General features: G+C 34.2%; 24 protein-coding genes and 1 riboswitch. Of the genes, 9 read left to right on the top strand and 15 right to left on the bottom strand.

The genetic code is table 11. The annotated features are described in order from the left end of the window. Window positions 1-5: 5 nt before the first annotated feature. The 7 genes from MK119_RS12105 to MK119_RS12075 all read right to left on the bottom strand — a co-directional run bounded on the left by MK119_RS12105 (window position 6) and on the right by MK119_RS12075 (window position 6,427). Window positions 6-653 carry a peroxiredoxin-like family protein gene (locus MK119_RS12105; RefSeq protein ID WP_290678982.1) on the bottom strand — a complete coding sequence of 216 codons (648 nt, stop codon included), beginning with the start codon at window positions 651-653 and terminating at the stop codon, window positions 6-8. 104 nt (window positions 654-757) lie between these two features. Next, window positions 758-2,263 (bottom strand): aldehyde dehydrogenase family protein, encoded by a 1,506-nt coding sequence (locus MK119_RS12100; protein WP_290678979.1) that lies wholly within the window; start codon window positions 2,261-2,263, stop codon window positions 758-760. Between the two features lie 29 nt (window positions 2,264-2,292). Then, complete coding sequence (locus MK119_RS12095; RefSeq protein ID WP_290678976.1) at window positions 2,293-2,433, bottom strand: hypothetical protein; 141 nt, start codon at window positions 2,431-2,433, stop codon at window positions 2,293-2,295. A gap of 18 nt (window positions 2,434-2,451) precedes the next feature. Then, a complete protein-coding gene (locus MK119_RS12090; protein ID WP_290678973.1) occupies window positions 2,452-2,907 on the bottom strand; it encodes an NAD(P)H-dependent oxidoreductase in 456 nt (151 codons plus the stop codon). Window positions 2,908-3,029: 122 nt separating this feature from the next. Next, the gene (locus tag MK119_RS12085; protein ID WP_290678969.1) at window positions 3,030-5,168 is read right to left on the bottom strand and encodes an FUSC family protein; all 2,139 of its coding nucleotides are present in this window, start codon (window positions 5,166-5,168) and stop codon (window positions 3,030-3,032) included. Window positions 5,169-5,305: 137 nt separating this feature from the next. Continuing rightward, window positions 5,306-6,115, bottom strand: coding sequence for an SDR family oxidoreductase (locus tag MK119_RS12080; protein WP_290678966.1), 810 nt, complete (start codon window positions 6,113-6,115; stop codon window positions 5,306-5,308). 12 nt (window positions 6,116-6,127) lie between these two features. Next, the gene (locus tag MK119_RS12075; protein ID WP_290678964.1) at window positions 6,128-6,427 is read right to left on the bottom strand and encodes an antibiotic biosynthesis monooxygenase; all 300 of its coding nucleotides are present in this window, start codon (window positions 6,425-6,427) and stop codon (window positions 6,128-6,130) included. A 122-nt stretch (window positions 6,428-6,549) separates the two neighbouring features. On the opposite strand from MK119_RS12075, the gene MK119_RS12070 reads away from it, so the two are divergent. Next, window positions 6,550-7,395: a LysR family transcriptional regulator gene (locus MK119_RS12070; RefSeq protein WP_290678961.1), complete on the top strand. Its 846-nt coding sequence runs from the start codon at window positions 6,550-6,552 to the stop codon at window positions 7,393-7,395. Here the strand turns inward: MK119_RS12070 and MK119_RS24300 are convergent. The 7 genes from MK119_RS24300 to MK119_RS12045 all read right to left on the bottom strand — a co-directional run bounded on the left by MK119_RS24300 (window position 7,392) and on the right by MK119_RS12045 (window position 11,800). Further along, on the bottom strand, window positions 7,392-7,850 hold the full coding sequence (locus tag MK119_RS24300) for a site-specific integrase (RefSeq protein WP_366512805.1): 459 nt from the start codon (window positions 7,848-7,850) through the stop codon (window positions 7,392-7,394). The genes MK119_RS12070 and MK119_RS24300 overlap by 4 nt on opposite strands. 2 nt (window positions 7,851-7,852) lie before the next feature. Next, window positions 7,853-8,212, bottom strand: coding sequence for a phage integrase SAM-like domain-containing protein (locus MK119_RS24295; RefSeq protein ID WP_366512804.1), 360 nt, complete (start codon window positions 8,210-8,212; stop codon window positions 7,853-7,855). 257 nt (window positions 8,213-8,469) lie between these two features. Next, window positions 8,470-8,640 (bottom strand): Arm DNA-binding domain-containing protein, encoded by a 171-nt coding sequence (locus MK119_RS24290; protein WP_366512802.1) that lies wholly within the window; start codon window positions 8,638-8,640, stop codon window positions 8,470-8,472. A gap of 349 nt (window positions 8,641-8,989) precedes the next feature. Next, complete coding sequence (gene cobC / locus MK119_RS12060) at window positions 8,990-9,508, bottom strand: alpha-ribazole phosphatase (protein WP_290678958.1); 519 nt, start codon at window positions 9,506-9,508, stop codon at window positions 8,990-8,992. After that, window positions 9,493-10,257, bottom strand: a complete 765-nt coding sequence (locus tag MK119_RS12055) for an adenosylcobinamide-GDP ribazoletransferase (protein ID WP_290678955.1) — start codon at window positions 10,255-10,257, stop codon at window positions 9,493-9,495. Before MK119_RS12055 ends, cobC begins: the two co-directional genes overlap by 16 nt. Next, window positions 10,258-11,286 (bottom strand): nicotinate-nucleotide--dimethylbenzimidazole phosphoribosyltransferase, encoded by a 1,029-nt coding sequence (gene cobT / locus MK119_RS12050; RefSeq protein ID WP_290678952.1) that lies wholly within the window; start codon window positions 11,284-11,286, stop codon window positions 10,258-10,260. A 10-nt stretch (window positions 11,287-11,296) separates the two neighbouring features. Further along, entirely contained in the window at window positions 11,297-11,800 is a 504-nt protein-coding gene (locus MK119_RS12045; protein WP_290678949.1) for a bifunctional adenosylcobinamide kinase/adenosylcobinamide-phosphate guanylyltransferase, read from the bottom strand. Between the two features lie 214 nt (window positions 11,801-12,014). Between MK119_RS12045 and MK119_RS12040 the strand changes: the two genes are divergently transcribed. The 8 genes from MK119_RS12040 to MK119_RS12005 all read left to right on the top strand — a co-directional run bounded on the left by MK119_RS12040 (window position 12,015) and on the right by MK119_RS12005 (window position 19,795). Continuing rightward, window positions 12,015-13,484 (top strand): cobyric acid synthase, encoded by a 1,470-nt coding sequence (locus MK119_RS12040; protein ID WP_290678946.1) that lies wholly within the window; start codon window positions 12,015-12,017, stop codon window positions 13,482-13,484. A gap of 13 nt (window positions 13,485-13,497) precedes the next feature. Continuing rightward, window positions 13,498-14,520: an aminotransferase class I/II-fold pyridoxal phosphate-dependent enzyme gene (locus tag MK119_RS12035; protein ID WP_290678943.1), complete on the top strand. Its 1,023-nt coding sequence runs from the start codon at window positions 13,498-13,500 to the stop codon at window positions 14,518-14,520. Next, complete coding sequence (cbiB, locus tag MK119_RS12030; protein WP_290678940.1) at window positions 14,508-15,440, top strand: adenosylcobinamide-phosphate synthase CbiB; 933 nt, start codon at window positions 14,508-14,510, stop codon at window positions 15,438-15,440. Before MK119_RS12035 ends, cbiB begins: the two co-directional genes overlap by 13 nt. Beyond that, window positions 15,437-15,961 (top strand): AAA family ATPase, encoded by a 525-nt coding sequence (locus MK119_RS12025; protein WP_290678937.1) that lies wholly within the window; start codon window positions 15,437-15,439, stop codon window positions 15,959-15,961. The genes cbiB and MK119_RS12025 overlap by 4 nt, the downstream gene beginning before the upstream one ends. 171 nt (window positions 15,962-16,132) lie before the next feature. Then, window positions 16,133-16,321, top strand: a riboswitch (cobalamin riboswitch). An 88-nt stretch (window positions 16,322-16,409) separates the two neighbouring features. Continuing rightward, window positions 16,410-17,243, top strand: a complete 834-nt coding sequence (locus MK119_RS12020; protein WP_290678934.1) for a (2Fe-2S) ferredoxin domain-containing protein — start codon at window positions 16,410-16,412, stop codon at window positions 17,241-17,243. Continuing rightward, complete coding sequence (locus tag MK119_RS12015) at window positions 17,233-18,051, top strand: SDR family oxidoreductase (protein ID WP_290678931.1); 819 nt, start codon at window positions 17,233-17,235, stop codon at window positions 18,049-18,051. The genes MK119_RS12020 and MK119_RS12015 overlap by 11 nt, the downstream gene beginning before the upstream one ends. Next, window positions 18,052-18,777, top strand: a complete 726-nt coding sequence (gene cobA, locus MK119_RS12010) for a uroporphyrinogen-III C-methyltransferase (RefSeq protein WP_290678928.1) — start codon at window positions 18,052-18,054, stop codon at window positions 18,775-18,777. It abuts the gene before it with no gap. Window positions 18,778-18,856: 79 nt separating this feature from the next. Continuing rightward, the gene (locus MK119_RS12005) at window positions 18,857-19,795 is read left to right on the top strand and encodes a sirohydrochlorin chelatase (RefSeq protein WP_290678925.1); all 939 of its coding nucleotides are present in this window, start codon (window positions 18,857-18,859) and stop codon (window positions 19,793-19,795) included. 559 nt (window positions 19,796-20,354) lie between these two features. Here the strand turns inward: MK119_RS12005 and cobN are convergent. After that, window positions 20,355-24,101 carry a cobaltochelatase subunit CobN gene (gene cobN, locus MK119_RS12000; RefSeq protein ID WP_290678922.1) on the bottom strand — a complete coding sequence of 1,249 codons (3,747 nt, stop codon included), beginning with the start codon at window positions 24,099-24,101 and terminating at the stop codon, window positions 20,355-20,357.

Here is a 24,101-nt window from a genome sequence, read left to right as displayed (position 1 = left end):
CTGATTTAAATTTCATTTAAAGCTTTCACTAAAACGTCAGGGTTTGGACGCTTTGTATAGTCTATTGAAAATTCTGCATACTTAATGATACCGTCTGTACCAATGATAAAACGCGCAGGAACTGGTAATGTCCAAGACTCATCACCATTATAATTAGGTAAGCTGATTCCAAAACTGTCTCTATACAAACTTTTTAATGGGTCAACCATTTCCCAACGTAAACCAAACTCATTGGCAACGTTGTTTTCTGAATCACTTAATAAATCAAAGTTTAAGCGTTGTTGCGTTGTAATTTGTTTGTTGTATTGAGGAATTTGAGGTGATACGCTTATCATTGTAGCATTGAATTCTTGTAATTCTGCAGTGTAACGTTTTAAATTGCCTAAATCTGTATTACAGTAAGGACACCACGCACCACGATAATAGGTTACTACTAATGGTCCATTTTTTAGTAATTCAGTTGATGATACTAAATTTCCATCTTGGTTTGGTAATTTGAATTCAGGTGCTTTATCACCAACCTTTAAAATACCTTCTCCAATACCTGATGCTTCCAAATCTGCAGTAGCTTGGTGCATTATGTTTACAATTTGAGGTGGCATTCCACCTTCAATTCTTTCTTTTAACTTATCTAAACTATCTTGTAATGTCATTTCATTATTTTCTTGCTTATAAAAGCGTTAAACTTAAAACTTAGAGTTTAAAAGACATTTAGAGCTGGTTATTTTCCAGCTCTAAAGTCTTAAAGAAATTGCTATTAAAACAATCCGTGAGTTCCTTCAGTAGTACTGATATAAATATTCTTAGTTCTAGTATAAGCTGAAATCATAGATTTGTATGCTTCACGACCTAAACCAGACTTTTTATATCCACCAAATGGTGCGTGTGATGGGATTTCGTGATATGTGTTTACCCACATTCTACCTGTTTCAACTGCTCTAGATACTCTTATAGCTCTATTGATATCTTGAGTCCAAACTGCACCTGCTAATCCATAATCATTATCATTAGCCATTGCTACTACTTCTTCTTCAGTTTTGAATGGAATAACTACTAATACAGGGCCAAAGATTTCTTCTTGAGAAATACGCATTTCGTTTTTAGCGTCAACAATGATAGTTGGCTCTACAAAGAACCCTTTATCTAAACCATTTTCAGTAATTCTGTTACCACCAGTTAAGATTGTTGCTCCTTCTTCTTTTGCTAAGTCGATATAACTTAATACACGGTCTAATTGCGCTTGACTCATTTGAGTACCCATTTGAGTTGTTACATCCATTGGGTCACCAACTTTAACAGCCTCAAAACGTTCTTTCAACTCTGCTACAAACTTGTCATAGATGTCTTCGTGAACAAATAATCTTGAACCAGACTCACAAACTTGACCTTGACTTAATAGAATACCAGCTATAGCTCCTTCAACAGCTTTATTCCAATTAGCATCTTCAAATACAATATTTGCTGATTTACCACCTAACTCTAAAGTAGCAGGTACTAATTTTTTAGCAGCAGCTTCAGCAACAGCATATCCAACACGAGTTGACCCAGTAAATGCTAATTTATCTGTTCCTTCGTGGTCTAAAATAGCTTGACCTGCTTCTGGACCATATCCAGTTACAATATTTACAACACCTTCTGGTAATACTTCATTTAAGATTTTACCAAGTTCTAAAGTTGTAATTGAAGTTAATTCTGATGGTTTTAATACAACAGCATTACCTGTTGCTATTGCTGGTGCTAATTTCCAAGCTGCCATAAAAATAGGGTAGTTCCAAGGTACAACTTGACCTACAACACCAATTGGCTCAGATAAAGCAATACTCATTGTATTATCATCAATCATTGCTACTTCATCAGTATGTGAACGTATAACACCTGCCCAATAACGGAAATGGTCAATTGCTAATGGCACATCAAATAATGCGCTTTCTCTTACTGGTTTACCTGTATCTAATGCTTCTAACTCAACAAAACGTTGTTTTTGAGCTTCCATTAAATCAGCTATTTTTAATAAAGCATTATGACGCTCTGTAGCTGAAGTTTTACCCCAAGTTTTAGACGCTACTTTTGCAGCCTTTACAGCTCTGTCTATGTCACTTGCATCTGCTAAAGGATACTCTGTTAATTTTTCACCATTTGCAGGATTAATGTTTTCAAAAGTTCTACCTGTGTTGCTTTCTACCCATTCTCCACCAATCAACATTTTATATGACGAATCTGGCGTAGCAATAGTTTTTTTTGCTTCTAATGTTTCTGTACTCATTTTGATTTAATTTATGTAATTATTTATATTTATTTGTTACAGCTTGAGCCCCAAACTGAAAAAGGTTCTACAATTGTTACATCTAAGTGCTTTTCTAACTCTTTGATGTGTTGTTCTGGTTGCGGTTCTTTTATGACATTATTGGCCGCAAAACTTTTAAGAGGTTCCATACCACAGAATTGATGTGTTTAATGGATATTAAATAAGAATTCTTCTAAATCTTTTCCTTCGAAGAAACCATCAGGGTCACCATAAGCTTCTTCAGGTGCATTTGTGGTGATAGAAAGCATGTACCTTTTACCATTCATTAGACCATTACTAAAGCCATATTTTTGAGGTTTGTCTGAATTGTTAGATTCGCTTCCCATACCAAAGAATACACCATAAGCATAAACTTCATCCATATATTTTTTAAATAATGCTGGTGCACTAAACCAGTAAATAGGAAATTGAAAAATGACTAAATCTGCATTTTTGAAATTTTCTTGTTCTTGAGCGATATCATAACCATCATTGATAATTGTCTTGGTTAATTTGAAGTGTTTACCTAATACTCTTTCGTGTACATCAAATAATGTTTGATTGTATTTTCCCTGAGCAAACTCGTAGTATTCGTGTCCGTTAACTAAATGTATATGTTTCATCTCTGCTATTGTTTTTTATTTACAATGCAAAGTAACGGCGAACATATAAATCTAGGAAACAGATTTTTTAGATGTTAATAATCGATAAATTAGATTTTATATAATTTAAAAATGAAACATATTTAAAATGAAGTAGTTATAATATTTCTAATAGACCGTAAAAGCATTTTAATGCGTTCGATTTCGTTTTGAATCATTTGCACATCTTGTAATTCTTGTTTGAACTCTGGTTCAATAATAATTTGACCAGCGTTATATTCTTTATTACGCTTTGTTTCTAGTCTTTCCCAATATTGTTGAAGTTTTAAATATGGTTGTGTGTTTTCTTGATGGTCTATTGAAGCTAAAATAGACTTAAAATTGTTGTCTAAATCTACTGAGATATCTACTAGAAGCATCTCAATTTTTGGAATACTACGTTCTTTCAAATAATTCCCCAAATTAGTAACTGTAGCAACAAGTGTATGATTTAACGTAACTAAATCATAAGGTACATTTGATTTTTTTTGTTTGTGATGTGGGTCTTGTTTATATCGTTGAAAATTAGCATTTAATATGCTACTATTAAGAAATGCTGATTTACGTTTCAACCTATATTGAGTGTCGTTTTGATTTGACACTAATATATTTTGCAAAAACAGTTGATTTGCTGTGAGTGCTTTAAAAATATTTTTCTTTAATGAGTAAACTTCCCAAAACGGAAAAATTGAATAAGCTACTAATATAGAAACCAATGAACCTATGAGTGTATCAATAAATCTAAACTGAATTACCGAGTATACATTTGGGTCTATCAAACCAAATGCAAAGACAACACAAATGGTTATTGCCAATGATGCCAACATATAGTTTCTTTCTAGTAATGAAAAAGAAAACACCATACCCAAGGCTGCCAATAAGACGAAATACGGTATTGAAGTAGAAAACTGAACTAATAATAGTGCTAAAAGTGCACCAATACTTGTTCCTAAAACTCTCATTTTAGCTCTTTTTAATGTTATACCATAGCTAAAACGTAGCACTATCAATATGGTTAGCATTATCAAGTACACTTTCTCAACATTTAATACATAACCAACTAGATATCCCATAACCAATGCCATAGACATACGAGCAGCTTGTCTGAATACTGGTGATTTTATAGTTAAATTAGCTCTTAACTGTTTTAAACTATAAACTTCATTTTTTAAAAACTGAGTCTGCTGAAAATGTGACAAGGCAAGCTCATTATGACTATTTGGTGTACCTATCATAGTTTCGATAGCTACCAAGCGGTTTATTTGTAATTTGTAGTAATCGAGTAAATTAGTCATTAGCAAGACACCTTCGCGTGCTCTAGGTAATCCTATTTCATTCAAATAATTTTGAATAGTATCTTCAGTTTTAAAGTACTCTATCGGTTTAGAATCTATAGTGTTTATTTTAAAGCTTCTTAATTCTTGAGCAATTCCTACTAGTCTTTGTGCTATTTGTTCTGCAAGCTCTAAAAATGATTCAAATGTTTGAGAGGTAACATCTGGAAGTGATTTAATTTTAGCAAGATTAGATGGATTAGCGACTGCTAATTCCATAATATCAATGAGTTCTTTAAGTAAAAACATTTGCCTATTACGAGAACTATTATGATGATTTATTTTACTATCCGATAGTATTAATGTTCCTATTTTTTCTTGTTTCTCAATAATAGCTACTTGTAAGTCGAGTAATTTTTGATTTACCTCTTCTTTAAAATTTGATTGTTTTGCAAGTAAAATTCGATGTTCTAAATAATCAGAAGTAAGTTTTGCTAATTCACCAAGTTGCTCATTTATTTGTCTTTTTCTTGTTAATAAATGATAAACAGAGGATACAATAGTATAGAGAAGTCCACCTGATAAAACTGCAATAGCATAGTATATTAAATCTACTCCTTGGTATTGCCTCACAAGACTTAAAACTACTCCCAACGAAGCTGAAAACGCAAAAACCTCACCACGTTTACCAAACACTGCTAATAGATATAAGGTGAAAGATATTACTGCTATAGATACTAAAACTAAGGGCAATGAAAACTGTAAAACATTAATAACAATAACTATAATTGCATTTAAAAATGAGTTAAAAATCATCGCCTTTAAACGATAAGTAAAACTACCTTGTATATCGTTGAAATTTAAAAGTAAAATACCAATACATGTACCTGCTATCCATTGGTTTAAGCCTATTATAGAAAGTAGATAACCAGAGCTTACCATAAGTAAAGTCATAGCTAATGAGCGCAAAAAATCGTGACTTCTAAAGTAACGAAACGATGCTTGTAACTGAGAGGATGTGATTGATTTGTACATTATACTAAAACAAAAATACTCGGTAAATTGAAGTTAACCGAGTATTTGTAATTTGACATTAGATAAAAAGGTTATTCACCTACTTCTTTTTCCCATAATAATGCTTGATAATCGTTGACATCTTTAAGCACATCATCAGGGTATACGTTTCTAAATTTGTGTTTATCTGCAGGAATTTTTTCAATCATATAATCAATCATTCCTTGTGGGGCAAACTCTATATCTCCTGTGGCAAAAAGTTCTTGCACTTTCTTTATTGCATCTGAATTAGAAAAATTAGCTTTAGGGTCAAACCATTGGTCAACAGTATCGTACATTCTATGATTAAATCCTGTACTAAATGGTCCAGGATTAATTGTAGCAACAGTTACTCCTGTGCCTTCTAATTCAATTTGCATTGTTTGCACTAAGCCTTCTAAGGCGTGTTTAGATGCTACGTAAGGTCCTAAAAATTCGAATGTAAAAAATCCAGCTATTGATGACGTAAATATAATTTTACCTTTTTCCTTTTCTACAAAGAGCTTAGCAAAACGTTGTGCTATTTCGATGGTTTTAAAGACGTTTACCTCGAACACATTTTTAATTCGTTTTACTGGAATTTCTGCTACTGGTCCAGTTTCTCCAGTCGCTGCATTTAGATTTATGATATCTACTTGGTCTCCATACTTTCTAACGATAGTGTCTATATCATCATCATTTAAATAATCTAGTTTCTCAATAATTATATCTACATTTTCTTCTTTAGCTTTATTTAAAAGATATGTTCTTTGTGGCCAGTTTTCAACTGTAGCAATTACTTTATGACCTAATTTTGCTAATCCGAAAGCGGCACCTTCACCAAGTCCTGAACCAGCTCCTGTAATTAATATTGTTTTACTCATTGTTTTCTATTTTTATATAATTTTGAATCCTTTATGTATTATAGCTCTGTTGTTTACCATAATTCTATCTGCATTTGTTAATGCTTTCTGTAAATGAGGTGTTTCCCAGTGTTTTGCCTCTTCATCAGTGTTTTCCCATTTCTCTATAGAAAGAAGTGTGTTTGGTTTAGACTGGTCTTCTATAAAAAGGTACTCTACAGCTCCTTTTTCCTTTCTTGTTTCTTCTGCTAATTCTTCAAAGATTTGTTTTAATTCTTCAAATTTTCCTTCTTGTGCAATTAGTTCTGCAACTACAAAAAATTGTTTTTTCATGTCGTTTATAATTTTGTTAGTACAAAGTAACGACGACTTTATTTATCTAAAAAACAGAATTTTTAGATGAAATAAATCGATTATTACGATTTATTAATATCTTTGCAGGAAATATTTGGATTATGAATCTTCAGTTTATTAGATATTTCGTGACTCTAGCAGAGTATAAAAATTTTACAAAGGCTGCTGAAAAGAACTTTGTCGTACAGTCGACATTCTCAGCAGGAATTAAAAAGTTAGAGCAAGAATTAGATTGTAAGCTTTTTTATAGGGACAAGCGAAATGTTAACCTGACTAAACAAGGTGAGATTTTGCTGCCAAAGGCAAAAGAATTACTAGCATTATGGAACAATGTTGAGGTTTCATTTAAAGAGAATAGTAACAAAACTTTGAAGATAGGATTGCTTAATACAATTCATCATACTGATGCTGTTGTACCAGTTTTGAAAAAATTTAAAGAACTCTATGAAGCTTATAATTTTGAGCTTATAGAGGATAATCAAAACGAATTGCTTGAGCGTCTAAAAAAACAAGAATTGGACATCATCTTTATTCAAGATGAACTAATAGATGATAGCTTGTTTTCAAAACAATTTGTTTACGAAGAAAAGCTTGATGTTATGCTGTGTAAGACACATGAGCTTAATAATAAAAGTCAACTAAAACTTGAAGAACTCAATAATCTACCTTTTATAGAACACGGAAATTGTGTGCTTAATAAACAAGTTTTAGAGGCGTTTGAGCAACAGAATTTAAATCTAAATGTAGTATTTAAAGCTAATCATAGTGATATGCTTACTTCACTGGTAGGCTCAAATTTAGGTATCTCTCTTATGGCTAAACCAAAGACACATTCTGATACTGTTGTATATGTGCCTCTGGTTGATAAAGAATTTAAACGCAATATTATTTCCGTTTGGAAAACAGATAATACTTCTAAAGAATTAAAATGTTTTTTGAGTGTTTAGTTTGCTTTTCTGTTTTTAGTATTAGCGCTAGACAATTTATTTTTTAAAACATTCATATCTTCATTAACCTTGCGTTCTATTACTCTAGCATAAATTTGAGTTGTAGCAATTTTAGTATGACCTAAAAGTTTTGAAACTGTTTCTATTGGAACACCATTACTTAATGTAATTGTAGTAACAAATGTATGTCTAGCCATATGAAAGGTTAGATTCTTTTTAATACCACATAAATTGGCTATTTCTTTTAAGTAACTATTTATTTTTTGATTTGAAAGCACAGGAAATAAACTATTAGATGAAATTACTCTTGGATGATTTTCATATTTATAGATAAGTTCTTTTGCTTTTTCTAATAGTGGAATTTTGACAGATGTTTTTGTTTTCTGTCTTTTTGTGATTATCCAATCGTTACCATCAATTCCCTTTACAATATTCTCTCTAGTTAGTTTATTCATATCTATAAACGAAATACCTGTATAACAACTGAATACAAATAGTCCTTAACAACATTTATTCTTTCTATATCGCTGTGAAATTCTTCTAAGTTTTTTAATTCTTGCTCTGATAAAAATTCTCTTTCCTTTTTCTCGAAAGATGATTTAAAACGTACAAAAGTGTCTTTATTTATCCATTCTAAATGATACGCAATTGTTACCATTTTACGAAACCTTTGAAGGTGTTTCATAGCTGTATTGTTGTTTATCTTTCTTTGGTGGTCGTTTGGTTGGTAGGCTTTTAAAAAGTGTTCGAAATCTACTATAAATGCGTAGTTTAAAGCATCTAGAAACACATCATTTGTTTTGTGCTTCTCGGACATAAACATTTTAAATATCTTTGAGTTGTACGATAGTGTTTCATAGTATCTTTATGAAGTTCTTTTTCCATTATCTCATTGTGATACTCAAACAGCTCTAACATACTTTTATGTTGACCATCTTCACCTAAAAATCTTGATTTGATTGCTTGGGCAGTGATAAGCTTCTTTTCCATTACAAGCTCTTCGTAAGCTTCGTACACTTTATTACGAACTTGCTGCAGATACTTGTTGAATAATTTGGCTTGTTGATTATTGCCTTACACTTTTCCTGAAGTAGAATCCCAATCGGAAATGTTTACTTTTCGTTTAAGGCTTATGTTAACTCGTTTTCTGTTAACGGTAACTCGTGCATAAACCATACCTTGATTGTCTTTTGTTCTTGGTGCTTCTATCCAAAACAAAAGAGCGAAAGAAGATTGTGTTCTCATAGTTGTTGTCTTTAAATTAAACAATAATTAAAACGAAAATCAAATCAAAACTATTGAAATACAGTTACTTAGCCCCTTATTCGGTTAGCATTTTTTTTGCTTTTGAAATGCTGACCGATTTGCGAACCTAAAATATGCGAAATAATAGCAAATTTTATTAGGGTGTAAAAACTACAAAACCTTGCAAATCATATAGTTTGCAAGGTTTTTTCACTATTTGTTATAGTGCTGTTGTGACCGCGAGCTTTCAAAGTTCGAACTTTTTGATTGAAGATTTAAGGAATATTACTTTGTTTATGAAAGAATACGCTATGGTAGTAAATACCTAAGTTGCTAACCCTACAATATTTTAAGAAAGTTTAAATACCGTTCCATACGTTACTTGAATACTAAAAGAATCTTTTAGTTGTATATTTCGCAAATAACTAAGTAAGGCTCTGATAACGCCCGCATGTGTAACAATAACGACAGATTTGTGTGGTTTTGCAACTAATTCCTGATAAAAAGATAAGACACGTTGTTGAAGTTCCACATACGATTCTCCATTTGGTGGAGCGACATTGACAAAATCTTCCATCCAGTCGTTGCTTTCTGCTCTTGGAATATCGTCCCATGCTTGTAATTCCCAATCACCAAAATCTAACTCTTTTAAGCGATCATCCGTATGTATTACAGGATTAATTTCTTTTGCTAAGTGTACACATCGTTGTAACGGACTGCTATATACAGTTTCTATCTTCTGTGGAAGTTGCTTTTGAATAGCGTCAAACTCTTCTTGAAATGTTGCTACCAATGGAATATCTGCTTGTCCGTAGCAAATTCCTTTTTCAATCGCTGGAGTCGTATGTCGTATTAAATAAATTTCCATAATACCAATAAACTCATATAAAAAACAACTTCACAAAATTGTTGCGTAGCACCTGCACAGTCGCCTGTTTGTTCTCCAATCCATTTTTTAAATTTTGAGGCTAAAAACCACATTCCCAACAAAGGAGGTATTAAACATAAAAACACAAAATAGCTTTCAAAAAAGAATAGAGGAGCTATTCCACAAATAATATTTACGACTAATGCTTTATTGGACATTCTAGAAGCTCGATCTTTGGATTTGCTTGTTTCACTACTAGAAACATAGGGCAATTGATATACCAACAGAGCTGCCATGAATCGACTCACAGCATGACCAGAAATCAGTACAATGGGAATAAACTCTGATTGTACTTCATATAAGCTCGCAAACTTTAATCCCAGAAGTAAACACAACCCAATAGCGCCAAACGCGCCAATTTGAGAGTCTTTCATAATCAGTAGGATTTTCTCTTTGTTCCAACCGCCACCAAAACCATCACAAACATCTGCAAAACCATCTTCATGAAAGGCCCCAGTGAGATAAATACTGCCGACCATGCTTAGCAAAATAGCAACAGATGTTGGTAAAATATAGTTTGCTCCAAAAAATACAAGTGCTGCAAAACCTCCTACTATAATTCCAACAAAAGAAAAATAAGCAATGCTTTTTTGACGGTATTCTTTAGAGAAAACGACCCATTTCGGACTAGGAATTCTCGTAAAGAATGCCAACGCATTAAAAAAAACATGAAGTTGTTTTACGATCATTTATGATTTTTCGGAAACATTGGCAATTTCAAAACTTGCCATATTATTTAAAAAGTTACTAGCCGCTTGGACTAAGGGAAATGCCAAAGCTGCACCAGTTCCTTCTCCCAAACGCAATCCTAGTCTTAGCAAAGGTTGTACCTGTAAATAATCTAGTATTTTCTGGTGTCCTTGCTCGTTTGAACTGTGAGAGAATATACAATAATCCAACACGTTTCGATCAATCTTAGTAGCAATTAATAATGCTGCATTCACGATAAAACCATCAATAAGAATGACCATCCTTAAGGAAGCTGCTTTTAACATGGCTCCACACATCATGGCAATTTCAAATCCGCCAAAACATTGTAAGGCTTCTAAAGGAGTTTGAGGCGTATGTTTTTTAAAAACTTCGTTCAATACTTGTTTCTTTTTTTCAATTCCTGCGGTATTGAGTCCTGTTCCTGCTCCCACACAATAATCAATCGAAATTCCTGTGATATAACTCATTAACAACGAAGCCGCGGAAGTATTTCCAATGCCCATTTCACCAAAACCAACACTATTACATCCTTGTTTGTGTAAGTTCTCTATGATATCGCTTCCGTGTTGCATGGCCAATTCACATTCTACTGAAGTCATCGCTGCCGAATATTTGTAGTTTTTTGTACCAAAAGCGACTTTCTTATGCAACAAATTTGGATGTGCTTCAAACCTATGATTCACGCCTGCGTCTACAATAGATAAATTGATATTGTTTGTGACACTAAACACGTTGATTGCTGCACCACCTTGCAAAAAATTATACACCATTTGTGCGGTAACTTCTTGTGGATACGGATTTACTTCACCTTCGGCAGCAATACCATGATCTGCCGCAAAAACTACAATAGAAGGTTTTTGAATCGATGGTGATACGGTGTTTTGTATTTTCCCCAATTGAAAAGCAATGGTTTCTAAATGTCCCAATGCTCCAATAGGTTTTGTTTTGGTATCTATTTTATGTCTTAGTTGTTGTTCTAATTCTCTATTTGCAGTAGATTCAATCATTCTGTTTTTTTTATTTAAGTTGTAATGGTAAACCCGAAATCATCACCGTAGCTTTATCAGCATGCTGCGCAATATATTGATTCATCCATCCTTGAAGTTCTGTAAATTTCCTTCCAATCGGAGTGGCGGCATGACCGCCCATTCCAATCTCATTAGAAATAAAAATTATCGTAGCCTTCATGTTTCGTATGTTATCAAATTCAGCTTTTGCCAAGTTTAGAGAAGCTTCTACATTACTATCCGTATCCATAAAAAAATTAGTCAACCATAAGGTCACACAATCAATCAATACAACTTCATCTTCTTGTATGACATTTGATAATACTTTTTCTTCTTCTCTATTGATCCAATTGTCATTTCTGGAAGCTTTGTGACGTTCAATACGTTCTCTAAAATTATCATCCCAAATTCGTGAAGTGGCTACATACACAGGTGTATCGCTCAATGATAACGCTAATTTTTCTCCGTAAGAAGATTTTCCTGAACGTTCTCCTCCCGAAATATAATAGATCATGAATATTGTGTTTTAAAGAGCGTAAAAATACTCATTTTTTATTCAAAATAGTAAACTACGCTAAGACAAAACCGTGAATTGTAAAATGAAAGCAATTAAAAATATTTTAGAAGAGACATTTGAGCATTCAAATCTCAATTATCCAGTAAAATAATCAAGTAACAGTTTCACAAATGTTGCTTTTCCATTATTTTTGCTACTCACAAGAAAAAGAATGGCAAAAAAATTACGTCCCATGATGTTTGTGGGCACAGGTTCTGATGTAGGTAAAAGCATTATCGTCACAGGCTTGTGTCGTATTTTAAAACAAAAAGGATATGCGCCTGCTCCATTTAAAGCGCAGAATATGTCTTTAAATAGTTTTGTGACCAAAGACGGATTGGAGCTGGGACGTGCACAAGCAGTACAGGCAGAAGCGGCAAAGATTGATTGTAATACCGAAATGAACCCTGTATTATTAAAACCTTCAGGAGCCAACAAATCGCAAGTAATTTTACACGGAAAACCTATTGGAGATCAAACAGCAAGAGCCTACTTTTTAGGCAACAACAAACAATATCTGTTTGAAGAAGTACAAAAGGCATTCAAAAAATTGAATAATTCGTATGCACCCATTGTTTTAGAAGGTGCAGGAAGTATTAGCGAACTCAATTTAAAACATCGTGACATTGTAAATATGCGTATGGCTCAACACGCAAATGCTGCTGTATATTTGGTAGCTGATATTGACCGCGGTGGTGTTTTTGCAAGTGTGTATGGAAGTATTGCGCTATTGGAAGAAGACGAACGAAAATTAATTAAAGGTATCATTGTCAATAAATTTAGAGGCGATATTTCGCTGTTTGAAGAAGGCAGAAAAATGTTGGAAGAATTGACCAATGTACCCGTTTTGGGCGTAGTTCCTTTTGCGAAAGATATTTATATTGAAGAAGAAGATTCACTAGGATTAGAAGATAAACACAAACAGTTTTCCAAAGAAAAAATCAATATTGCAGTCATCTTACTGCCTTATATTTCAAACTTTACGGATTTTAACCGATTGGAAAAAGACGAACGTGTCCATGTATTTTATACACGATCTGCTGAAGATTTGAAAAAAGCAGATATCATTATGATTCCAGGCAGTAAAAATACCATTGCTGACATGCAGTTTTTACGAGAAGCTTCGCTCGCACAAGAAATCTTAAATGCGCACGTACAAAAGAAAAGAATTATTGGAATTTGCGGTGGCTTTCAAATGTTAGGAACATCTATTTCCGATCCGCATCATGTAGAAAATGACATTCAAACCATTCCCGGATTGGGCATTATTCCTGCACATACAACCATGGCTGCCGAAAAAACCACCAAACAATGTCAATTTACCTTCAAAGCATCTGATATCGTATGTTCTGGTTATGAAATACACATGGGTGTGACTACTTTTGAAGCAAAACAGCAACCGCTCAATACGATCAATGGACACGCAGAAGGTTATCTTTCCGATCATTGTTGGGGAACCTATATTCATGGAATTTTTGACAATAGTAGTATTATTGACGAGTTGTTGAGCGATTTCGACATTCAAGAAACAGATACAACTTTTGATTATAAAGCGTACAAAGAAGAAAACTATGATAAGCTGGCAGCACATCTTACGAAACATATAGCTATAGATCAAATCATTAAAAACATGGAACTTTAAAAGCAATACTTCTATGATTGATTACGGACATGGCGATGATTTGTACAAATATGGCGATCGCGTATTTAAAGCTAATTTTAGCTCGAATGTATGGTATCAAGGTGCGCCAAAAAAATTAGTAAAGTACATTCAGCAACAATTACCACATATTGAAAATTATCCTGCACCAAGTGCAGAATATTTGGTAAAAACGATTGAGAAACACCATGGCATTTCGTCAAATTCAACGATTGTGACCAATGGTGCAACGGAAGCTTTTTATTTGGTCGCCAATGCGTTTCATTCAGCTTCTGTGACAATTTGCATGCCTTCATTTTCTGAATACGAGCAAGCGTCAAAAGCCAACAATCTACAGATTGAATTTATCCACAGAAATGAAGTCTTACAACACGAGTTTACAACAACATTAGCATTTATTTGTAATCCTAATAATCCTGATGGATTTGAAAATACGGTTGAAGAAATTGTACAACTCAGCACAAAATTTCCAAACACCATCTTTATAATTGATGAAGCCTATACGGAGTTTACAAAAAATGCGATTTCTTGTGGTTCTTTGTTAAAAAGTAGGACGAATATTATCCTAATAAAATCATTAACGAAGCTGTTTTGCATTCCTGGATTGCGTTTAGGTTATCTATTGGCAAATCCAACGCTCATTGCGAAACTTATAAAACATAAAATGCCATGGAATGTCAATACCATTGCATTGCAAGCAGGTGAATTTCTATTTCAAAACTATTCGGAATTGGCTCCTGACTTTAAAACTTGTTTTCAACATACCAAAGCACTTCAAAAAGCGATACATGCATTAGAAGGTTTTGAAGTAATTCCAACGGACACCACCTACTTTTTAGTCAAACTGTCAGAACCAAAAGCTACTGCATTAAAATCATATCTTGTTAATGAGCATCAATTATTAATTCGGGATGCTTCTAATTTTCGAACCTTAGATGCACATTACATTCGTATTGCGAGTCAAACTCCAGAAAAAAATCAATTATTAATCAACGCATTGCAACAATGGAACCCTTAATTTATATACTTCCGTTGGTCATTGCATATGTATTGGATTTAGCTTTGGGTGATCCAAGATGGTTACCGCATCCCATTCGATTGTATGGAAATATGATTGCTTTTGGCGAAAAAATCCTCAATAAAAATACAGCTCGATTTGCAAAAGGAGCTTTTCTTACCATGGTACTTTGTAGTGGTGTTTTTCTATTTTTTTATGGTGTGAATTATGTACTGAAATCCTATACAATTCCGTTTGTTGTATTCAATAGTATTTTCTTATTTTATGCTTTGGCGAATAAAAGTTTGATTGAAGAAGGAAAAGCAGTTTTTACCGAACTTAAAAAAGGGATTGTACAAGGTCGAAAACGCTTGTCATGGATTGTGGGAAGAGAAACGGAAAAATTGAATGCACAGCAAGTGAAAACGGCTGTTTTTGAAACACTTTCAGAAAATTTAAGTGATGGAGTAATTGCTCCATTATTTTATTATGCCTTTTTAGGTGTTCCTGGTGCGATGCTCTATAAAATGGTAAATACACTCGATTCAATGATTGGTTATAAAAATGAACGTTATGAACAGTTCGGGAAGTTTGCTGCCAAATTAGACGATGTACTGAATTTTATTCCTGCACGATTGACAGCAATATTAATGCTGATAATCACGGGAAAAATTCATCTCATAGGAAAAGTGTTTCATGAAGGAACCAAACATTCAAGTCCTAATGCAGGATATCCTGAAGCAGCATTGGCTTTTATTTTAGATTGTAGATTTGGCGGACCAAATTATTATCATGGTAAACTTGTAGACAAACCCTATATTGGAGACAACGACAGAATCATAGAAAATTCAGAATTTAAAAAGGTAGCTACCATCAATCATACTACAACGCTTCTATGTGTCATTTGCATTTTAGTGCTGCAATATATTAGTGTTTTATGAAGCGATATATTATTACAGGTGCCCCAGGAACGGGAAAAACAACCTTACTCAATGCGCTACAGCAACAAGGGTATTGTACTTTTAAAGAAGTATCAAGACGTGTCATTGTATCACAACAAAACATAAATGGCACAAAAACTCCTTGGCAAGACATTATCGGATTTACAGAATTAGTATCTCAACAAATCGTTCAAGAATTAGCACTTCCTTTAACATCAGATGCCTTTGTAGATCGTGGATTGGCAGATACAATTGCCTATCTAAATCTCAAAAATCATCCTATCCCCAAAAAACTACAGCAATTTGATTACAAGAACTACTATCATACTATGGTATTCTTATTGCCCATTTGGGAAGAAATCTATATTATTGATTCACAACGTTTACAATCTTTCGAAGAAGCTTCAAAGCTACAAGATTTAATCATTGAAGTATATCAAAAATTGGGTTTTTCAATCATAATGCTACCAAAAGCGAGTATTACTGAGCGCTTGAAGTTTATTACAAATTTTATTGAATGAACTCATGTAAACTATTAAGATGTAAGCGAAAATTAGAAATTTTTATGGGTTGTTGAAAGCTTTTATGAGTTCCATAGCAGCGCTACGAGGCAAAAAAATAAAAAGAGCACTGAAAAGAGCAATTTCTTAGCAAATTAAAAAAGCGTAAATGAGTTCGATAAAAAGCCATATCTTTACAAACAGATTTACGGTTTTTTATGAAGATAAAAATGAAAAGGGAATTTGGTGCAAATCCAAAACTGTTCCCGCAACTGTAAGGCTTATTCCAAACAAACTATCAACAAAGTCACTGCTTTAAAAAGTGGGAAGACGATATTTTGAAGCCAAGTCAGGAGACCTGCCCTAAATCATAGCATGATTAATAACTCTCGGGTAAAGAGTTAGAAAATTTATACTATACCTTGTACATTTTCTATAGGTTACCTGCTTAATTTATTTGTATTCTCGAATGGGAAAAAATATTTCAAAAGTAACAACAACATTTCAATTTTGTGATGGTGGTTCGTGCCGAAAAGCAAAAAGTGAAATGGCAGTTCGCGAAGCACGCGCACATTTACGAAATGAAGGATTATGGAATGATACGCACAGTATTCGCACACGTTGCAACGGTCGTTGTGAAGATGCGCCAACTTGGATTGTGCAACCAGGCAATTATTGGTACAAAAACCTAACGCCAGAAAAAGCAGTTGAAATTGTCGATGCGCACACAAAACACAATCAACCTGTAGACGAATATTTATTGTATCAAGAAGGTTGGGATGCGTTGGCAACAGAAAATGAAAAAACAGTAGCTCCTGTAGTTTTTAAAGAAAAAAATGATGCTGAGTTTGGTGAAGTTCTAGTTGCTCGTTCCTCTGCTTCAGATCAATACATCTATCCATTATTTAAAAAATTGTTTGAAGCGCCAACTAATTTACGAGTTTCATTTCCTGATGGAACTATAAGTACAATCGCTAATCCACACACCGTTACCTATACAGATACGTTTGACATGATTGTCGAAGGAACTGATATCATTCTAGCTATTGGTCCTATTCCAAGAGCTATTGAAGCAGAGGTTGATCAAGTCATAAAAGATCGAAAAGTGAGTGTTGCTGAAGTTATTTGGGATCGAAATCATTTAGAAGATGCAGCGTGTATTCGACTTAAAAATAAAAAAGGCAAGCATTTACTATCTTTACATATATCCAAAAAAGATACAGCACATTGGGAATATGTGTTACGTATTTATTTACAAATGGACATCAATAATCCAAAAATAGTAGCAGCGATTGAAAACTAAGAAAATCAGTATTTTAGGTTGTGGATGGCTCGGTTTGCCATTGGCAAAACATTTCATTGCACAGAATTATACCGTAAAAGGTTCCACGACTTCCGTAGAAAAAGTAGCTACACTGGAAGCAGCAGGAATTCAATCCTATGTTTTCAAATTGGGAACAACTCATGATGATGAAGTATATGCTAATTTTTTAGCTGAAAGTGAAATTGTTATCATCAATTTTCCTCCAAAACGGATTCCAAATATTATTGACATTTATCAAGAACAGGTGAATAGTATTTTGCCTTTTATTGGGGAAACGCAAAAGGTGATTTTTGTGAGTTCAACATCTGTATATCAAAACACCAATGATTGGGTTACGGAAGATCTTGACAATCAACCAGAAAAAGAATCTGGCAAAGCCGTATTGGCTGTCGAAAATATTTTAAAATCACATATAGGTAATCGTTTGACTATTTTACGTTTATCTGGATTGATTGGCTACGACAGAGTTCCAGGGCGATTTTTAGCCAATAAAAAAGAAGTCGCCAATGGAAAAGCGCCTATCAACGTAATTCACCAAGATGATTGCATTGGACTGATAGATGCTATTATCTCAAAAGAAGCTTGGGGAGAAATTTTCAATGGTTGTGCAGATGAGCATCCACTACGCGAAACATTTTATATCTTAGCGGCGAAAAAAGCGAAGCTAACTCCACCGCAGTTCAAAGCTGCTACAACAGTAGCTTTTAAAAAAATATCCAATAATAAAAGTAAGGTCATGCTAGACTATACATATAAGTATGCTGATCCTTTAATTTTAGTTCAATAAATGCACAAAGTAACGATCATAGGCGCGGGTCCTGGAGATCCTGAATTACTAACTGTTAAAGCACATTCGCTTGTAACAGAAGCTGACGTTATCTTGCATGATAATTTGGTAGCTACAGCTATTCTAGAATTGAATACAAAAGGAGAAAAAATATATGTAGGAAGAAAGTTTGGTGATAAAACAGATCAGGTGAGTCGACAAGATCGAATTAATCAATTGCTTCACAAATATTACGATGAAGGAAAAAATGTAGTTCGATTAAAATCTGGTGATCCTTATATTTATGGAAGAGCTGCTGAAGAAGCTCGCTATTTAACAAAGCATACGATACCTTTTGAAGTTGTCCCTGGAATTACAGCAGCGCTGGCAGCTGCCAACAGTTTAAACATTCCAATTACAGAACGAAATCATTCCAATGCGATGCTTATTTGTACGGCACATACAGCAGATTATTCGTTTGAACAACTGAATGGAATTGCACATATGTTAAAGGCAGGAAATACAATTTCTATTTATATGGGATTGAAAAGTTTACATCGTATTATTCCAAAATTATTAGAGGTTTGTAAGGACGAAACCATTCCTGTAAATGCAATTTCTAATGTTTCCCGCACCAATCAGCATATTGTTACAGGAACATTAGGTACCATTGAAGCAGATGTAGCTGAAGCAAATATTGAAATGCCAGTGGTATTTATTATTGGAGCGACACCTATTGAAAAATAGTGATATCAAATTTGTGATATGAATTGACTTTAGTGATTCAATTCACCTAAGTTCTGTTGAAAAAAGAAAAAGAAAAAAGATGAAAGAAGGGATTTTATTATGTGGACACGGCTCTCGAAGACCTGCTGCGGTAAGCTCATTTAAACGATTGGTAGCTATCTTAAAAGAACGGTATCAAGATCGCTATGATGTAGATTATGGTTTTTTAGAGTTTAATCATCCTACCTATGAAGCTGCTGTAGAACGTATGTATTTGGATGGCGTTCGTAAAATCTATGCCTTACCAGTTATTTTATTTGCAGGATCGCATGCAAAAAATGATATTCCTTTTGAATTAAATACATTACAAACCTATCACGATGATTTAACCATTTCAATGGCAAAACATATTGGCGTGAGTTCTTTTTTATTGGATTTGGCGGCAAAACGCATTCAAGAAACTGAAAAAAAATATCCAAAAGTTGATCGTAAAGATACTTGCTTAATTGTAGTAGGACGCGGAACTACCGATCCTGACGCCAATAGTGATGTTGCCAAATTGATGAACATGCTTTGGGAAGGATTAGGCTTTGGTTTTGCAACTGTTGGTTATAGCGGGACAGCGTATCCAAACATTAAAGAGAGTTTGGCAATGGTTGATAAATTAGGTTTTAAACGTACCATTGTCATTCCGTTTTTCTTTTTTACGGGTGTATTGTTAGAACGTATTTATGCTGCTGTTACTGCCATGGAAGAACAATCTGATAGTGAATATATTTATACCGATCCTTTTGGTACGGATGAATTGATTTTGAAAGCTTTTGATGAACGTTTGGAAGAAGCTAAAAATGGTGTTGCTAATATGAACTGTCAGATGTGCAAATACCGAAAACAAGTGATTGGTTTTGAAGAATATGTAGGTCAAGAGCAAGTTGGTCATCACCTCAATGTAAAAGGTATTTTGTTTGAAGAAGATGAAAAACCTGGTGAAAAACAGAGCGGTTTAGGGAATAAAATTAAAAAGATTTTGGGGATATAGTTTTTTTTAGAACCAGGAATCTGGATCGTTTTGCTGTTGGAATCTAGATTTTTCTTTTGTGTGAAGGTTTTAATGTACTGATTTGAAAGTTTGATACTAACTCACTGAAACGTCATTCTGAGCTTGACTCAGAATCCCACAAAACTTATGCTTTTCTTTTCTAAAATGCTAAATTTGAAACAACAAGCGTCTGTTCGAGTATTTTCATGAAGCGAAGCGAAATGAAAATGTATTTCGATACGCTTAATAGAACTATCGAAAACTGCTTGATACTACGAACGTTTCAAAGTACTTCTTCATACAATTTTTCTACGAAAAATCACTCGAAGTGACGGTTTTTTTAATGTAACAATGTGTTAATTTGAAAGTATACCAATGTTAATTTTGCTTCTATTACAAATATTACCATGATTTACACTTTTACACTTCCAAACTAAAAACCTAACTTTTGGAAAATCAATTGTTGTTGTTACAGAAATCAAAGTGACGCTTTTGTATTTTAAAATTGAATAACTAACTTTTAAATTCAAAATTCAGCATTCAAAATTTCATAAAAACATCACTCCACAACACCTTCACCTTCCAAATACAAATCTTCTAATTGCTTTTTTATTTCAGCAGAAGGTGCTGCCCACATACCTCGTTGAATGGCTTCCAACAAGCGTTCGCTCATATCTTTTAATGCCCAAGGATTGTTTTCTTTGATAAAAGCCTTATTTTTTTTATCTAACAAATAACTTTCTGTAATACCTTCATACATAAAATCATCAATGAGATTGGTGGTAGCATCATAAGCAAATAAATAATCTAACGTCGCTGCCATTTCAAACGCTCCTTTGTAACCATGACGTTGTACACCTGCAATCCATTTCGGATTGATCACTCTAGATCGATAGACTTTTAGCAATTCTTCCTTTAGGGTTTTGACTTTCGGTGTTTCTGGTCGCGAATGATCTCCAAAATACATATCTGCGCTGCTACCTTTTACCGTGGCTACTGCATTTGCCAATCCGCCTTGAAATTGATAGTAGTCATCACTATCTAAAATATCGTGTTCCCGATTGTCCTGATTATGCATCACAATTTGCATGGCTTGCAATCGATGCGTAAAAGATTCATGCGCTGAGACTCCTTTTTTAGAATTTCCATACGCATATCCGCTCCAATTGATATATATTTTTGCTAAATCTTCTTGGGTTTTCCAGTTTTTTTCATCAATTACAGCTTGTAATCCTGCTCCATATGCACCTGGTTTTGAACCAAAAACTCGGTACAAAGCACGTTGTTCGGCTTCTACTTTGGGTAATCCCTCGGCAGTCCAATGCTGACTTTCTGCTAGGAAACGTTTGCGAATCGGGTTGTCTTCCAGTGCTTCTTCTAACTGTGCAACTTTTGTCACTGCCGCATTGAATAAGTTAATTACATCAGGAAAAGCATCTCTAAAAAATCCAGAAATACGCAAAGTAACATCTACACGTGGGCGTTGTAATTCAATTAATGAAATCACTTCAAAATCAGTCACACGTCGGTTGGCATTTTTCCAAATAGGTCGAACGCCCATTAAGGCAAATGCTTGTGCAATATCATCACCTCCTGTTCGCATCGTAGAGGTTCCCCAAACTGAAATTCCAATAGTTTCTGGATATTCTCCGTGTTCTTGGATGTAACGATCAATAATTAATTGGGCGCTTTTTTCACCGAGTCGAAATGCAGTTTCTGTCGGAATCGTTCGCACATCCACCGAATAAAAATTACGTCCTGTAGGTAGCAAATCTACACGTCCTCTTGTTGGTGCTCCTGACGGTCCTGACGGTACATACAAACCATTCAATCCTTCCAGTAGATTCGATATTTCTTCTGTAGTATTTTGGACAGCAACTAAGGTTTTATTCTTAATGATTGCCAAGAGTTCATTGAGTTTTGGATAAGTTTCCGATACAATGTCTTCTTTCAAATACACAATCAATTGTTGTTTGGCAAGTAGTTCTAACTGTTCTACAGTTTGTCCGATGGTTTTACATTGCTTCTCTCCTATTGAAAGATTAACTTTTTCTGCATAATCCGTTCCTAAAATATCTTCTGTAATGCCTAGATCTTCTGCCAATACTTGTGTGATTCCTTTTTGCGAATATGTTGGCATTCTGTGCAATGCAATCAACAAATCAATCAATTGTTCATTTACTGGTGCTTTTCCAAAAATATGCAATCCATCACGGATTTGTGCTTCTTTCAATTCACACAAATACCCATCTAGCTTTACCAAAAGTTCATCTACATCATCTGAAGTAATTCCTAAATCAACATTCAGTTGCGTTTCTTTGACCAAATTTGCAATAGATTGCTCTAATACTCTAGAGCGTTTCGGATCTAAATTAGAAGCTTCGTAATATTCATCTACTAGATGTTCTAACTTCATAAGACTTCCATAACTTTCAGCACGTGTCATTGGCGGAATCAAATGATCGATAATGACTGCTTGATTTCTACGTTTTGCTTGTGTTCCTTCTCCAGGATCGTTGATAATAAACGGATAAAAATGTGGCAAGGCATCAAACAACAATGCAGGAAAACAAGTTTCAGGATCGAGCGATACACTTTTTCCTGGCAACCATTCTAAGTTCCCGTGTTTTCCTAAATGAATTACGGCATCTGCTTGGTAGGTATCTTGCAACCAAAAATAATATGCTAAATATTGATACGTTGGTGCTAAATCAGGTGAGTGATAAATTGCTTGTGGATCTTGATTGTATCCACGTGACGGTTGAATACTCACAAAAATATTTCCCAACAAAAATCCCGATACAATAAATCCATCTCCTGTAAAATAAGGATCGTCCGTAGGATTTCCCCATTGTGTTTGTGTTTTTTCTTGTAATTCGGAAGAAATCGTAGCAAATCGAGCTTTAAAATCTTCTAATGAATACACAATAGCATGCGGACGTGTTTGCGTGGTACTAACATCATTGGTTGTAACTTGTGTAATCCAATGCATGAGTGCTGTCCTTGATTCTGGAAGTTGTGTACCTAATGTATAGCCTGCTTTTTGTAACGCATTTAGCAACACAATACAACTTTCGGGCGTATCTAAACCAACACCATTTGCCAAACGACTGTCTTTGTTTGGATAGTTTGGCAGAATTACGGCGACCTTTTTTTCTGAATTGTTTTTTTGTTGTAATGAAATCCAATTCTTTGCCAGACGTGTCATGAATTCACAAGCTGGCACATGTGCTTCGTATTTTACAATCGTGCTATCCGTAAGTTCATCTTTGGTAATTTCTTTTTTGAATGAAACGGCTCTTCCAATAATTCGACCATCAATTTCAGGCAAGGCAATATTCATGGCGATGTCTGTTGGTGGCAAGCCAAATAAACCATCTTCCCAAACGGATTTATTGGTGGTAGAGAATATGGCTTGTAATACAGGAATTCCCAATCGATCAAAAATAAAGTCTGTAGTGTTGGATGATTTTATCGTAAAACCTGTGGTATTAATGATGGCATGAATGTTTCGTTTTCCATGATTGGTGATCAGTTTCTCTAGATTGATCAGGATATTTGGATCGCGTAAATTGTTTGCAAACACCACCATCGGATTGATTCCTTGTTGTTTCAAACCATTGCTCAATTCCTGTAAAGGTTCTAAGTTATTTGCTAAATAATGCGTTCTATATGCTAATAAAACGACATTCGGTTGTTCTTTTAAAAGCAAGCTATCAAGCATTTCCTGATGCACAATGCCTTTGTCAAATCTGTATAAAAACAATTCATCGATGACCTCTAATGCATCGAGTTGTACAGTTTCTTTGAAGAAGCTTTTTCGAATATAATTTAGAAAGCCAATTGCATTTGTTTTTCCTCCTTGTTGCAAGTATTGGCGACAATCATGCACAGTTTGAATGTCTACAGAAGATAACTTCATCAACTCATAATCAGGTTCGTGCGCTGGAATAAAGAGCAATACACAATCCGTATTTTCCTGAAGCACTACCAACGATTCTACTAGGTATTTATAATAACTCAATCCACCTAATAAACTACACACAATGACTTTTGCTTTTTCTAGCACATCTTCCAGATAGTTGTCTATTGTTAGCTCTTGTTTTAGGTATACCAAATTTGTCATACGCAAACTTGGGAGTTGTCCATTTTCTTGAGCATGCAATGCTTTATACGCCTCGTTAACGGTGTGAATTTCAGTATCACCTGCACTTAAAAAAATAATATCTCCAGGTTCTTGTTCTATATAAAAAACACCATCGTCATCGGGATTCCATCCGCCTGGTATTGTTGCTATTAAATGCAT

Source organism: Kordia sp. (genome assembly GCF_022447245.1).
Classification (GTDB): Bacteria; Bacteroidota; Bacteroidia; order Flavobacteriales; family Flavobacteriaceae; genus Kordia.
This window is presented reverse-complemented; position numbering and strand designations above follow the sequence as displayed.

What these genes read in the sequence shown, in the direction of transcription:
- cbiB (WP_290678940.1), top strand. Translation starts at nt 14,508, where the DNA reads ATGGAACCCTTAATTTATATACTTCCGTTGGTCATTGCATATGTATTG.
- MK119_RS24295 (WP_366512804.1), bottom strand. Translation starts at nt 8,212, where the DNA reads ATGTCCGAGAAGCACAAAACAAATGATGTGTTTCTAGATGCTTTAAAC.
- MK119_RS12025 (WP_290678937.1), top strand. Translation starts at nt 15,437, where the DNA reads ATGAAGCGATATATTATTACAGGTGCCCCAGGAACGGGAAAAACAACC.
- MK119_RS12075 (WP_290678964.1), bottom strand. Translation starts at nt 6,427, where the DNA reads ATGAAAAAACAATTTTTTGTAGTTGCAGAACTAATTGCACAAGAAGGA.
- MK119_RS12095 (WP_290678976.1), bottom strand. Translation starts at nt 2,433, where the DNA reads ATGGAACCTCTTAAAAGTTTTGCGGCCAATAATGTCATAAAAGAACCG.
- MK119_RS24300 (WP_366512805.1), bottom strand. Translation starts at nt 7,850, where the DNA reads ATGAATAAACTAACTAGAGAGAATATTGTAAAGGGAATTGATGGTAAC.
- MK119_RS12005 (WP_290678925.1), top strand. Translation starts at nt 18,857, where the DNA reads ATGAAAGAAGGGATTTTATTATGTGGACACGGCTCTCGAAGACCTGCT.
- MK119_RS12080 (WP_290678966.1), bottom strand. Translation starts at nt 6,115, where the DNA reads ATGAGTAAAACAATATTAATTACAGGAGCTGGTTCAGGACTTGGTGAA.
- MK119_RS12045 (WP_290678949.1), bottom strand. Translation starts at nt 11,800, where the DNA reads ATGATCTATTATATTTCGGGAGGAGAACGTTCAGGAAAATCTTCTTAC.
- MK119_RS12090 (WP_290678973.1), bottom strand. Translation starts at nt 2,907, where the DNA reads ATGAAACATATACATTTAGTTAACGGACACGAATACTACGAGTTTGCT.
- MK119_RS12070 (WP_290678961.1), top strand. Translation starts at nt 6,550, where the DNA reads ATGAATCTTCAGTTTATTAGATATTTCGTGACTCTAGCAGAGTATAAA.
- MK119_RS12055 (WP_290678955.1), bottom strand. Translation starts at nt 10,257, where the DNA reads ATGATCGTAAAACAACTTCATGTTTTTTTTAATGCGTTGGCATTCTTT.
- MK119_RS12035 (WP_290678943.1), top strand. Translation starts at nt 13,498, where the DNA reads ATGATTGATTACGGACATGGCGATGATTTGTACAAATATGGCGATCGC.
- cobC (WP_290678958.1), bottom strand. Translation starts at nt 9,508, where the DNA reads ATGGAAATTTATTTAATACGACATACGACTCCAGCGATTGAAAAAGGA.
- cobA (WP_290678928.1), top strand. Translation starts at nt 18,052, where the DNA reads ATGCACAAAGTAACGATCATAGGCGCGGGTCCTGGAGATCCTGAATTA.
- MK119_RS24290 (WP_366512802.1), bottom strand. Translation starts at nt 8,640, where the DNA reads ATGAGAACACAATCTTCTTTCGCTCTTTTGTTTTGGATAGAAGCACCA.
- MK119_RS12105 (WP_290678982.1), bottom strand. Translation starts at nt 653, where the DNA reads ATGACATTACAAGATAGTTTAGATAAGTTAAAAGAAAGAATTGAAGGT.
- cobT (WP_290678952.1), bottom strand. Translation starts at nt 11,286, where the DNA reads ATGATTGAATCTACTGCAAATAGAGAATTAGAACAACAACTAAGACAT.
- cobN (WP_290678922.1), bottom strand. Translation starts at nt 24,101, where the DNA reads ATGCATTTAATAGCAACAATACCAGGCGGATGGAATCCCGATGACGAT.
- MK119_RS12040 (WP_290678946.1), top strand. Translation starts at nt 12,015, where the DNA reads ATGGCAAAAAAATTACGTCCCATGATGTTTGTGGGCACAGGTTCTGAT.
- MK119_RS12020 (WP_290678934.1), top strand. Translation starts at nt 16,410, where the DNA reads ATGGGAAAAAATATTTCAAAAGTAACAACAACATTTCAATTTTGTGAT.
- MK119_RS12100 (WP_290678979.1), bottom strand. Translation starts at nt 2,263, where the DNA reads ATGAGTACAGAAACATTAGAAGCAAAAAAAACTATTGCTACGCCAGAT.